Origin of the sequence: Metabacillus kandeliae (assembly GCF_021166585.1) — a bacterium.
In the GTDB taxonomy this organism is placed as follows: Bacteria; Bacillota; Bacilli; order Bacillales; family Bacillaceae; genus Metabacillus_B; species Metabacillus_B kandeliae.
In genome coordinates this window covers 160,908-173,072 of record NZ_JAJOZE010000003.1, presented here as the reverse complement: position 1 = coordinate 173,072, position 12,165 = coordinate 160,908, and the positions used below count along the sequence as shown (strand labels likewise).

Below are 12,165 nucleotides of genomic sequence, written 5' to 3'. Positions count from 1 at the left end.
ATGAAAAAATTGAAAGTCATGACTGTTGTAGGAACAAGACCGGAAATTATTAGACTTTCAGCTGTAATTAATAAATTGGAAGAATCGAATGCTATTGATCATACTCTTGTCCATACCGGCCAGAATTATGATTATGAATTAAACGAAGTGTTCTTTCAGGATTTCCATTTAAGGAAACCAGATTACTTTCTAAATGCAGCGACGGGAACAGCGATTGAAACCGTTGGGAACATCTTAATAAAGATCGATCCTATTTTAGAAGAAGTAAAACCTGACGCATTTTTAGTGCTTGGAGATACGAATAGCTGCTTATGTGCCATTGCTGCAAAAAGACGTCAAATTCCTATCTTCCATATGGAAGCAGGCAACAGATGCTTTGATCAGCGTGTGCCGGAAGAAACCAATAGAAAAATTGTGGATCATACGGCAGATATCAATTTAACGTACAGTGATATCGCGAGAGAGTATCTTCTAAGAGAAGGTTTGCCTGCTGATCGGATCATCAAAACAGGAAGCCCGATGTTCGAAGTACTCAATAGCAGGAAAGCAGACATTGAGAGATCTGAAATATTGGAGAAATTAGAACTTGAGGACGGTAAGTATTTTGTTGTTTCTGCTCACAGGGATGAAAATATCAGCTCAGAAACGAATTTCCTGGACCTTGCGAATTCCCTAAATGCAATAGCTGAAAAATACAAAATACCGGTGATTATAAGTACACATCCAAGAACAAGAAAAATGATTAAAACTAAAGGTATTCAGTTTCATGAATTAATAAGGACATTAAAACCATTAGGATTTAATGATTACGTTAAACTTCAGCATAATTCTAAAGCTGTACTTAGTGATAGTGGGACAATTAGCGAAGAATCTTCTATTCTTGGTTTTAGAGCCCTTAATATACGCCAAACGCATGAAAGACCAGAAGCAATGGAAGAAGCAGCTGTAATGATGGTAGGATTAACAAGTGAAAATATTTTGCAAGGGTTGGAAATCTTGGAGATGCAGGAAAATAATACACTTAGGAGCGTCAATGATTATTGTATGCCTAATGTATCGGATAAGGTTCTTAGAATAATTATATCTTATACCGATTATATTAATAGAGTCGTTTGGGGAAAATAATTTTTCTTTAGAGTGAGAATCTTATAAGCAGTTATAACCCAGTTTTTAAGAAAAAGAGGTAAATTAATGAAAATTGTACATTTATGTTTATCAAATTTTTATATAGATAATTTCGGTTATCAAGAGAATATCATTCCGAAATATAATAAAAAAGAGGGCCACGATGTAACTATTATTGCTTCCAGATTTTCATATAATATAAAAAATGGAGAAAATACAAAAGTTCAAGCAGGGTCCTACTTCACTTCCTATGGAATAAAAGTAATACGTATTGATTACAAATATAAATGGTTAGGGAAAATAAACGATAAAATAAAAATATACAAAGAGACATATAAATTACTTGAAAAAGAGAAACCGGATATTATATTTAATCATGGAATGCAGTTTCTTGATCTTTTAGAGGTAGCTAGATATATAAAAGATAATCCTGAATGTTTATTGTATGTTGATAATCATGCTGCGAATATAAATAGTGGGACAAATATATTGTCTAGACAAATTCTCCATAAAAAAATGTATAAATGGGTAATAAACAAATCATTACCGTATATTAAAAAAATATTTGCAATAGCACCTGGCTGTAAAGAATTTGCTAAAGAAATGTATGGTATACCAGACGAAAAAATAGAATATCTCTTTTTAGGAGCAGATACAGACAAAATCAACTTAATTAATAAAGCACATGCAAGAAAAAAAATAAGAGAGGAATTAAATATTGATGATAAAGATTTTCTATTCATTACAGGTGGAAAATTAAGCAAGGGTAAAAATATTTCACAACTTTTAGAAGCCTTTAGGAAAATTGATAATAAAGACATAAAAATAATAATTTTTGGTGTGTTTTCAGATGATATTAAAAAGGAGTTATTAACAAAAATTGAAAGTGATAATAGAATTATATATATTGGTTGGTTAAAAGGAGAAGACGTTTATAGTTACTATTTAGCTTCAGATGCAGCAATTTTTCCAGGGACTAAATCAGCATTATGGGAACAAGCTATTTGCTGCGGATTACCGCTTATATGCAAAAAATGGACTGGAATGGAATATGTAGATGTTGGTGGTAACTGCATCTTCTTAGATAATGATGAGGAAAATTCAATAATTGAGAGTATAAAGCAACTTCATGGGAACCCTAAGATGTATAAGGAAATGAAAAAAGTAGCAGAGACCACCGGATATAATACTTTTTCATATGAAAAGATTTCTCGTCAAGCTATTTTTGTAGAGTAGTAAATGGATTCAATTTAATGTATTTAATTTTAAGGGGAAGTATTAAAATGCTCTCGAAAAGTGAAAAAGGACTATCCACAAACATTCCAGCAATAAAAAAAGATAGTAAAATAAGTTTTGCATTAATATTCCAACTATGTATACTAATAACTAATTATACTATTAAAGAAGTTTTTGTAATAGAAGATTCAACAATGCGTGAAGGTATCAGCTTAGTATCGATGATCTTGGTCGGAACTTTTTTTTTGAAAAACCTACCCACTGTATTAAATAGAATTGGAAGACTTTTTATTATAACTTATATATTTAGTATTACTATTTTTTTGTTGCATATTCTATTTTTTTCTAAAAATGCATATTATATAGTGAATATATCATTTTGGTTTTTCTTAATAGGTTTACCAACTGGATTGTTTATATTTCAATTAAAGACAAATCTATATTTTTAAATATGTTAATCAAGTCAGCGTATTATCAAATGGGAATTGGAATTATTTTTTTAATAGATTCTTTAATAAAAAAAAATAATAATTCTTTTGATTATGACATGGTATTTTCTTATTTAATCCTAGTTCCAACTGTGATTTTAATATATAAAAATTACAATAAATTCAAATTTATTGACTTCTCTTTAATCATAGCGGGAATAATTTCAATAGTATTAATAGGGTCAAGAGGTCCCATTCTATCAATTATATTATTTTATTTATTACTAATATTAATAAATTTTATTGAAAAGAGAAAAAAGGCTAAAACTATTTTTTTGTTTATTTTAAACTGCGTTTGTTTAGGTTTTTTTCTTACATTTTTGCAACCCATACTCCAAATACTTGTGAATTTAATTGCTGCTTTTGGTATACAAAGTAGAAGTATTTATTTGTTAACTACTAATAACGCTGATTTCTCTAGTGGAAGAACTGACATTTATAGTATAACGACTAATAAAATAGCTACCAATTTTGGGTTATGGTATAGCAGGAGATAGGGGATTTTTAAATGGTACTTATCCACACAATTTATTCCTGGAAGTGATAGCGCAATTTGGAATTATAATTGGGACATGTCTATTGGTCACTTTCTTGTTCTATTGGTTTAAAGGAGTTTTTAATAAAAATAAAACAGAAAAAAGCATTGTTATTATTTTAATGGGAATAGGATTATTTCAATTGTTTATTTCGAGTTCTTACTTAATGTCGAGCAATTTTTGGTTACTTATGGGTGCATGTATATCATCTGTACACTATAAAGTGAAGATTTAAATGTTTTCTTGGCATCCATTAAGGTGGAGAGGATTGTTTCATGAATAAAAAAATATTTTCAGATGTTATTTTGAATATTTTAGCATCTGCTTTCCCTATTTTTTTTCTTCAATTTTTATTATTACCTATTGTTGCCTTGAAGTTAGACTCTACTTCATATGGGTATTTAATAACTATTGTAACATGGTTGAATTTCTCGGCTTTGACGTTAGGGAGTGTATTGAATAATGCAAGATTAATTTATAATAATACCTATCAAGAATTAAATATTAAAGGCGATTTTAACATCTTGTTAGGATTATTTATTGGATTAAATCTAGTATTAATGTCTATAGGATTATGGTGCTTTAAAATATCTATAGATCCACTTAATATTATATTATTATTGATTACTTCAGTAATGATGATTATTAAGAGTTATATCATAGTAGAATTTAGAATTGAATTAAACTATAAATACATTCTTTTTGATAGTCTTTTTGTGTCATTAGGCTATGGAGTAGGATATATATTGTTTTTAATAACACAATATTGGCAGTTTATATATCTATTCGGAGCAACTTGTAGTTTTTTATTTGTGGTCCAAAAAACTAAAATATTAAAAGAACCTTATAAAAAAACTAAACTCTTTAAAAAAACAACTTATCAAACTTCTGCGTTATTATTTTCTGGGGTATTGAACACCTCTACCGTTTATATTGATAAGTTGCTTTTGTTTCCATTACTGGGAGGTCTGTCGGTTTCTATTTATTATACAGCAACTATATTAGGAAAGACTTTAGCGTTAGCTATAGGACCTATTACAGGGGTTTTTCTGAGTTATATTTCAAAATTAAAAGATATAAATAATAGAACGCTTATTTTAATTTTTTCTTTATGTATTTCCGGTGGAGTAATTGGATATATAATCCTGATGCTAATAAGTGAACCTATTCTAAAAATGCTATATCCTCAATTTGCTGAAGCTGCATTAAAATACCTAAATATAATTACAATATCAATAATAATTAATATGATAAGTAGTTTACTAAATGCAGTAATCTTAAAATTTTGCGAATTAAAATGGCAAGTAACATTAAATGCAACCTACCTAGTAATATACGTTGGTTTATCATTATTCTTACTCAGTTATAAAGGGTTAATAGGGTTTTGTATCGGAATATTAATTTCTAGTGTAATAAAAATGATAAGCATGATAGGCGTATACTACTTAACGAATATTAAAAAAGTGAGCTTATCCAAATAAATTTGGATAATAAGCGGGTCAAAATTGATAAGTAGAAACTAGTAATAGAATTTGAAAGAGAAGTGAGCTTAAAGAAAAAAACATTACCATTTTATGGATTATTATTAGAAATTAAGGAGAAAAAAATGAGCTATTATGAAATTACTTTTAAAAAAATAGAAAATAAAGAAGCTGTTATCGGTGTGGTTGGCTTAGGTTATGTGGGCCTTCCGTTAGCTGTCGAGAAAGCAAAAGCGGGATATAAAGTAATCGGGTTTGATGTTCAGGCAGCTCGTGTTGAACAAGTAAACATGGGGATTAATTATATTGGGGATATTGTAGACCAAGATCTAAAAGATATGATTAAGAAAGGTATGCTTGTGGCAACGACCGATTATGCAAGAATTCAAGAAGTGGATGCAGTAGCCATCTGTGTACCTACCCCATTAGACGTATACCAGCAGCCAGATACGTCCTATGTAGAACGCTCTTCGAAGGAAATAGCAAAGTATGCCCACGAAGGAATGCTGGTTGTTTTAGAATCAACCACTTACCCAGGTACTACCGAAGAAATTGTTAAACCGGCTTTAGAAGAAAAAGGCCTGGTCACTGGGGAGACTGTATTTATTGCATATTCTCCTGAGCGAGTTGATCCAGGAAACAAACAATTTAAAACAAAGAATACTCCAAAGGTTGTAGGGGGAATAACTGAGAATTGTACAAAAGTTGCTTCGAAATTATATCGTAATGTCCTTGAAGGTGATGTATTTGAAGTTTCCAGTCCTGCTGTTGCAGAAATGGAAAAAATATTTGAAAATACATTCCGACATATAAACATTGCTCTTGCTAATGAAATGGCTATTCTTTGTGAAAAAATGGGCATTGATGTGTGGGAAGTAATTGATGCTGCTAAAACTAAGCCATATGGTTATATGGCATTCTATCCTGGGCCAGGATTAGGTGGTCATTGTATCCCGATCGATCCATTCTATCTAACATGGAAGGCTCGTGAATACAATTATCACACACGTTTAATTGAACTCGCAGGTGAAATTAATAACAGTATGCCTGATTATGTTATCACCCGTTCAATGGAAATATTGAATAATGAAGGAAAAGCATTACGAGGAGCAAAGGTTGTCGTTTTAGGGGTAGCTTATAAGAAAGATATTGACGATGTTCGTGAATCCCCAGTCTTAAAAATTGTTGATTCACTTAACCAGCATGGAGCTGACTATAAAGTTGTTGATCCATATGTCACATCATTTAAGTCAGGTAAAGCAATTATAGAAACTGTTGAACTGACAAAAGAACTGCTTAGTGAAGCAGACCTTGTACTAGTGACCACAGATCACTCCAATTTCGACTATGAGATGGTTACGTGCGAAAGCAAAGTCATCTTCGATACCCGGAACGCTCTGAAGGATATTGAAAAAGTAAATAAATATTACAAATTGTAAGATAAAAACTGGTTACAGACATAAAGAGACACAGGGACGTTCCTGTGTCTCTTTCATATCTATAAATTGGGGAAAGATAGTGTAATTTGCCTTGCAAAACAACCCCATATTTACAACCAAAAAAGCGTTTGCAGGAAAAAGATTAATCTGGCAATTGCCCTCTATTCCTACTTCTTTCCAGAAGAAATTAACGCTACAGCACTATATTTTCCGAGTGTTAACTACGCCTTTTTGTCTCCCACTGAGTATATCACCAGCTTTAAATAAATAATTTCCAACTCCTAAGTACACATTTATGGAATGTTTTTGAAAAATATACAAAATGATACATTATGTTGTTATAATAAAATAGGTTCTATAGATCAGGTCTAAATAACTAACAATAAAACGAGGAATCATCCATTGGATTGGAAACTCCAAATGAATTGCGGAATAGATCAATGGTTCCATATGTTGCCAAATCATAAAAACTACATATCAATCAAAAACCAGCTTACAAAGCTTAAAGAAGATATTTATGAACAGCCCTCAATCATGATAGTCGGAGAATTCAATGCAGGCAAATCAACATTCATCAATGCATTGCTTGGAGAAAAGGTTTTATCTTCTGATGTAACACTCAAATTGAGTGATAAGACCCTCACGTTTTTGTCCAAGTATTTCTCTAGTTTCATTAAAAAAACTCTACTTTTCTTTCGTGTTTCTCAAATCTTTTCTTTCTTCTAAATAAATTAAAAAACCGCTTCAATCTGGCCATAGTCTTTCCTGTTGCTAAAAACATTATAATAATCTTTTTTACCTATATAGCTAGAATTTTTAGTAAGTAATATGATATTTTTTTACTATATTTAACCTAATATAAAGAGGAAATGGGAGAAGACAATTTATGAATTGGTTTGTGAACCTCGTGACTTTTGGTGCTGCTGGAAGAGTTGAAGAAAAAGTAATCCTTTATAATGAACTTTACGCTAGATATAAGAAGCTCTTTGATGAAGCTGAAATGAAAAAAGAGGAACTAAATAGCACATTTGAAACTCTAATTAAACAAAAGGTCCTGTCTGTAAAATCCCTAAAAAAGATGAGAGTGTTTACAAAGCATATAATGAATTCAAATTTTGTAGAAGTTGAAAGATCAAATGGAATGAGGTCAAATTCTACAAAATTAACTCATATAAATAATACCTTATCCTCCGCTCATGCAGCCTTATATGCTTCAGGAGGTTTGTCTGCTGGGCTGGGAACAGCTGTGGGCGCATGGGCATTAGTATCAAACTTAGGATTTGCTTCAACAGGAGCTTGGATTGGGGGATTAAGTGGCGTAGCAGCTACAAATTCTACCTTAGCATGGTTTGGGGGAGGAGCATTAGCTGCTGGTGGTGGAGGAATATTAGCAGGTACTGCTGTCTTAGGTGGACTTTTTGCTATTCCAGCGATAGCAATAACCGGTTGGTTAAGTCATAAAAATGCAAATAAAAAAATAGAAGAACTTGAAAAAAGCATGAATGAAATTAATTTGATTATGCCAAAGTTAAAAGAGGAAATTAAAGAATTAGATGAATTAAAAGTAAAGGTATACGAACCTGCTAAAGCATTAATTTTAGAATTAACATCAACAACAACATTATTAGAGTATGAGTTGAAAAGAAGACGCAAACAAGTCTACAGAATGCCAATGATTTCAAGATTAATAAAAATAGCAAGAAAATCTATTTTAAAGAAAAACTATTTCTCACAAAAAGATATGACAGTAATACTTCCACTTATTGATATTGCAGATCATCTTTCCGCACTAATTGATACAAAACTCTTAAATGTTAAGTAAGACTAACCTAAGATTTCAATTTATAGTTCTAAAAATTACTATGTACACTTTGAAGACAGTACACTATGTACCCAGGAATGAGGAAAAAAATAAATGATATTATTGTTAATCACTTTATGACTCTATCGTTAAGGAAATAATTTATCACAATGGTATAATTATCCTTTAGGCTAAAAGGTTGGAAAGGATGATAAATAGCATGGATTCAGCCTACCTACATAATTCCGTTTTTGATATTGAGTTGAAAAGAAGAGAACTAGAACAACAAAATTTAACACGATCAGAAGTTAAGCACTGGTTAGAGGATCATTATCGTGTTTTTTCCAAGAAGAGTGCGTTTACTTGCTTATGCTGCAACAAGCCAGTAAACATGAATTTAACGAAAGATGAAGGACGTCCTTTCTATTTTCGCCACATTGATGAAAGTGAATGCTCTTATTCTGAAAATACCAGAACGTATGAAAAGCATGTTTCTAAACTTGAGAATCATTCTAAAAAAAATATTGGTCTCACTATTTTTAAAGAGATATTAGAAGGAGAGCTAAAACCTTATGATGTTGTGATTGAGCGAGGATATCATTATAAAAAGAAGCTTTCGTTTATTCCGGACTTTATTATAAAGTTTCCTAACTCAGAGGAACGCTGGGCAATTGATTACTTTACAGCAATTGATCAAGGGCTAACCTCAGGCAGCTACGCCCGCCACTTATCAAAGAGAATGAAAACTTATAAAGAAGAAGGCTTTAAGCCCTTTTCATTTGTAGATTATAGCTGGCTTTCTTATTTGGAAGAAACGAATAAAGGTACACTTCTTACGGCTGAAAGCCATGTAACTAGTAAAGCACGTGAAGATGAATTGTGGGATACATTCCTTCATGAAAATGTTAGAGGAGAGTTACTGGAATTTTTCGTAACAGAAACTAGGTCGAATAGAGACGAATTTGATACTCGTAACATTGCCTATGTAGATATATATAATCGTTTATGTACGATTTTTCGCTTTATCCAACTATCCCAACATGAACGAACGATCACTTTTTATAAATTATCATCTTCAGAAGTTCCCCTCGCAAAAGCATTAACGGTAAATGCTGATCAAAATCATTTTGTCCTTTCAAAGGAGAATGATGATGAGAGTAGAAAAGAGTTTCTGAGAAAAATAATAGAAAGGAGAAGGATGTTTGAGCAAGAACATCAGAGGCTGAGGGAAGAACAAGAACGAATGAGGGCAGAAGAAAAAAGAATACAAATAGAGCAAGAAAAGCAGAACGCTTGGGTAAAAGCTGACGAGGAAGAAAGGTTAGAACAAAGGCAGAGAGACAACGAATTGCAAGATGAGGGATTGGAAAGAGAAGCTCAAGAAACGATGAGAAGAGCAGCTTTAAGACCTATCGAGGTTCATCCAAACCAGTGGAACCACGAATCTAAGAGTCCAAACCCTTATAGCAGCTATACCTATCAAAAAGCTTCTACTGCAGCCACGAATGTTAAAGCAGATAAAATAGATAAGGAGAAAAAAGAGAAGATACGAGAATTATTGCTTTCCCAGCCGATCACGGGAGAACTCTTTATCGGTGGCGATATGCAGTATTGGCGGAAGGTGATCTTGAAGTGGATAAAAGAAAACCAATCAGATGATGCCCTTGTTGTATCGTTACAAAAAATTATCGCTTACATGAAGAATTCTGAAGTCTCCTTTAATCAACATAATAACCTCGTAAAGCATCCGATAAAGAATTTCTTGGAATTTTATGTGAAAACATTGAAAAAAGAATTAAAGAAAAAGATTGAGCTGAGTATTCGAGAATAGTTTTTGGTGCTTGTGAAAATAGCTTAGCTTAAGTAATGAAATATTGAAAATATTAAACTTTACTGCTAATCAATAAGCCAGCCTGGAATCCAGGCTGGCTTAAATTATTATATAGGATTCTCTCGATTATAAGTAAAATACATGCAAGGTTAATAATATTTATAGGTTCATCAGCATAAAAGGAAACCACCTTTTATTAGATTACCAGGAAAGCAATTTCCAATGCAGAAGATTACTGGAACCTATGATTATAGCAGTGGTACAGCACTAGACGTTAAGGTGCTGGATGAGTATGATTCGTTCCTGACTAAAGTAACCAGCGAGGATAAACATATTTACATCGGCGGTACTTATAACGGTGAAGATTTCCATTTTAATATTTTGTTTGATGGTGCTACAAAGAATTAATTTCAATAAGAACAGGTTCCTTATTTAAGGGCCTGTTCTTTTTATTTGCACTAAAAAGTTTTCAGAATACATTGCAACTAATTTGTTCTATATGTTAGCATGAAAATACAAAGTACAGAAAACTGTATATTGAAAGGACATAACATGAATATCTTACAAGATCTCTACTCAAAAAGCGGCATGGTCATGCGTAAGGTAGCGGAGGAGCTGCTGTTTGTGGAAGTAGGTGAGCGGGTTCCTAAAATTAATGAGCTGGCTGAAAAATATGCCGTGGGAAGAGGTACGATTCAGAGTGTGCTGAAAAAGATGGAGGAAACGGACTGTATCAAGCTGGAGTCGAGAGGCCATTTAGGGACCTTTCTTCGAATGAAAAATGTTCCTCTTCTTTTGAATTATGGAGGAGTTTCAAACCTTGTTGGTGTTATGCCGCTTCCTTATTCAAAGAAATATGAAGGGCTGGCAACAGCTTTGCATGAAGAATTCAGTCAGATTGATCTTCCATTGCATGTGGCGTTTATGAGAGGAGCCCAGGTAAGGGTGGCTAATGTTCTGGAGGGCCGTTATGACTTTGCAGTGGTTTCGAGGTTTGCAGCGGAGGAGGCTTGTGAGCAGAATAAGGATCTCCTGATTGTAAAGGAGATGGGTGTGTCCACTTATGTTACACAGCATGCTCTGATTTTTTCTGATGTAAAAGAAAGGCTGGAGGATGGAATGAAAGTAGGGGTGGATAGCTTTTCAACGGATCAGCATGCTTTGACATTGGCTGAAACAGAGGGAAAAAAGGTAGAGATGGTTCAGCTGAATTACATGCATTTGTTAGAGAACCTGAAGGCGAATAAGATTGATGCGATGGTTTGGAACGTGGATGAAATTGATAAAAGCCGTTTTCACATTACTTCGCTTGCATCAGAAAAGGCAAGGCATATGGATAAGGAAATGAGCAACGCAGTGCTTGTTGTCCACGCAAGTAATAAAAAGATCCAGTATTTGTCCAATTTGCTGGATTCTGAAAAAATTCTAAAAATCCAGCAGGAAGTTGAAAGAGGAGAGAGGATTCCGAGTTATTAAAGGGGGAAAGCATGTGTCATCTTTGAAAAAGCGTCTTGAGATTTTATATGAAAACAAGGCCATTACACACCTGTCAAAGGAGATCTGCGAATCGGCCATTGACCGTTTTATTAAGCCGGATCAGGAGGAATCATACGCCATGCTTGTGACCCATCTCGCTATGGCGATTACTAGGCACGAGCGAAAAGAGGCAATGGAAGGCCCTCCAGAGGAAATGATGGCTGAAATACGGCAATCGTTCCATTTATCAGAAGCGGAAGAAAAGGTGAACTGGATAGAGGCCAAGATGCCCGGCTTTCCAGAAGAGGAGAAGCAATTTTTATTAATGCATTTTGTAAGCGCTTTAAATAACGAGAAGAGAGAGGGATTGGGATGAAGGTAGTGATCGGGGGACAGGTGGAAAAGAAAGAAATTGAAGCATTGGTGAAGGAGGCTGGCAGCGGCGCCATCCAAACTGAGGTGAAATCAGATTTAGACGCAGCGATGGCGGTGAAGTCAGGCCAGGCAGATTACTATATTGGAGCGTGTCATACAGGAGGCGGCGGAGCGTTGGCAATGGCCATTGCCCTTATTGGGAAGCCAGCCTGCGCTACCGTGTCAATGCCGGGCAAGCCACCGGAAGAAAGCAAGGTTCAGGAGGCAGTTAGCCAGGGGGCAAAGGCTTTCGGTTTTACGGGAGATCATAAAGAGTCGGCAGTGAAATTCATAGTAAAGGCTCTGCTTGCAAAATAGAAAAACAGGGGATGGAGAAG

Annotated in this window: 11 protein-coding genes; all 11 read left to right on the top strand. The window is 33.7% G+C overall.

What is annotated here, in order from left to right; genetic code table 11:
- The 11 genes from wecB (at position 1) to LRR81_RS10010 (ending at position 12,145) form a co-directional block, all read left to right on the top strand.
- A complete protein-coding gene (wecB, locus tag LRR81_RS10060) occupies positions 1-1,125 on the top strand; it encodes a non-hydrolyzing UDP-N-acetylglucosamine 2-epimerase (protein ID WP_231789233.1) in 1,125 nt (374 codons plus the stop codon).
- Positions 1,126-1,191: 66 nt separating this feature from the next.
- Positions 1,192-2,361 carry a glycosyltransferase family 4 protein gene (locus LRR81_RS10055; protein WP_231789232.1) on the top strand — a complete coding sequence of 390 codons (1,170 nt, stop codon included), beginning with the start codon at positions 1,192-1,194 and terminating at the stop codon, positions 2,359-2,361.
- A 1,299-nt stretch (positions 2,362-3,660) separates the two neighbouring features.
- Entirely contained in the window at positions 3,661-4,866 is a 1,206-nt protein-coding gene (locus tag LRR81_RS10050; protein ID WP_231789231.1) for a polysaccharide biosynthesis protein, read from the top strand.
- A gap of 125 nt (positions 4,867-4,991) precedes the next feature.
- The gene (locus LRR81_RS10045; protein WP_231789230.1) at positions 4,992-6,305 is read left to right on the top strand and encodes a nucleotide sugar dehydrogenase; all 1,314 of its coding nucleotides are present in this window, start codon (positions 4,992-4,994) and stop codon (positions 6,303-6,305) included.
- A 402-nt stretch (positions 6,306-6,707) separates the two neighbouring features.
- The gene (locus LRR81_RS10040; RefSeq protein ID WP_231789229.1) at positions 6,708-7,031 is read left to right on the top strand and encodes a dynamin family protein; all 324 of its coding nucleotides are present in this window, start codon (positions 6,708-6,710) and stop codon (positions 7,029-7,031) included.
- A 160-nt stretch (positions 7,032-7,191) separates the two neighbouring features.
- The gene (locus tag LRR81_RS10035) at positions 7,192-8,127 is read left to right on the top strand and encodes a hypothetical protein (protein ID WP_231789228.1); all 936 of its coding nucleotides are present in this window, start codon (positions 7,192-7,194) and stop codon (positions 8,125-8,127) included.
- A 199-nt stretch (positions 8,128-8,326) separates the two neighbouring features.
- A complete protein-coding gene (locus tag LRR81_RS10030; RefSeq protein ID WP_231789227.1) occupies positions 8,327-9,937 on the top strand; it encodes a hypothetical protein in 1,611 nt (536 codons plus the stop codon).
- Between the two features lie 222 nt (positions 9,938-10,159).
- Positions 10,160-10,345 (top strand): hypothetical protein, encoded by a 186-nt coding sequence (locus LRR81_RS10025; protein WP_231789226.1) that lies wholly within the window; start codon positions 10,160-10,162, stop codon positions 10,343-10,345.
- Positions 10,346-10,489: 144 nt separating this feature from the next.
- Positions 10,490-11,413: a GntR family transcriptional regulator YhfZ gene (gene yhfZ, locus LRR81_RS10020; protein ID WP_231789225.1), complete on the top strand. Its 924-nt coding sequence runs from the start codon at positions 10,490-10,492 to the stop codon at positions 11,411-11,413.
- A gap of 13 nt (positions 11,414-11,426) precedes the next feature.
- Positions 11,427-11,789 carry a PRD domain-containing protein gene (locus LRR81_RS10015; RefSeq protein WP_231789224.1) on the top strand — a complete coding sequence of 121 codons (363 nt, stop codon included), beginning with the start codon at positions 11,427-11,429 and terminating at the stop codon, positions 11,787-11,789.
- The gene (locus tag LRR81_RS10010; RefSeq protein WP_231789223.1) at positions 11,786-12,145 is read left to right on the top strand and encodes a DUF2620 domain-containing protein; all 360 of its coding nucleotides are present in this window, start codon (positions 11,786-11,788) and stop codon (positions 12,143-12,145) included. Before LRR81_RS10015 ends, LRR81_RS10010 begins: the two co-directional genes overlap by 4 nt.
- The last annotated feature ends 20 nt before the right edge of the window (positions 12,146-12,165 follow it).

Excerpts from the sequence above, each read along its gene's own strand:
- wecB (WP_231789233.1), top strand. The coding sequence starts at position 1 with ATGAAAAAATTGAAAGTCATGACTGTTGTAGGAACAAGACCGGAAATT.
- LRR81_RS10055 (WP_231789232.1), top strand. The coding sequence starts at position 1,192 with ATGAAAATTGTACATTTATGTTTATCAAATTTTTATATAGATAATTTC.
- LRR81_RS10050 (WP_231789231.1), top strand. The coding sequence starts at position 3,661 with ATGAATAAAAAAATATTTTCAGATGTTATTTTGAATATTTTAGCATCT.
- LRR81_RS10045 (WP_231789230.1), top strand. The coding sequence starts at position 4,992 with ATGAGCTATTATGAAATTACTTTTAAAAAAATAGAAAATAAAGAAGCT.
- LRR81_RS10035 (WP_231789228.1), top strand. The coding sequence starts at position 7,192 with ATGAATTGGTTTGTGAACCTCGTGACTTTTGGTGCTGCTGGAAGAGTT.
- LRR81_RS10030 (WP_231789227.1), top strand. The coding sequence starts at position 8,327 with ATGGATTCAGCCTACCTACATAATTCCGTTTTTGATATTGAGTTGAAA.
- LRR81_RS10025 (WP_231789226.1), top strand. The coding sequence starts at position 10,160 with ATGCAGAAGATTACTGGAACCTATGATTATAGCAGTGGTACAGCACTA.
- yhfZ (WP_231789225.1), top strand. The coding sequence starts at position 10,490 with ATGAATATCTTACAAGATCTCTACTCAAAAAGCGGCATGGTCATGCGT.
- LRR81_RS10010 (WP_231789223.1), top strand. The coding sequence starts at position 11,786 with ATGAAGGTAGTGATCGGGGGACAGGTGGAAAAGAAAGAAATTGAAGCA.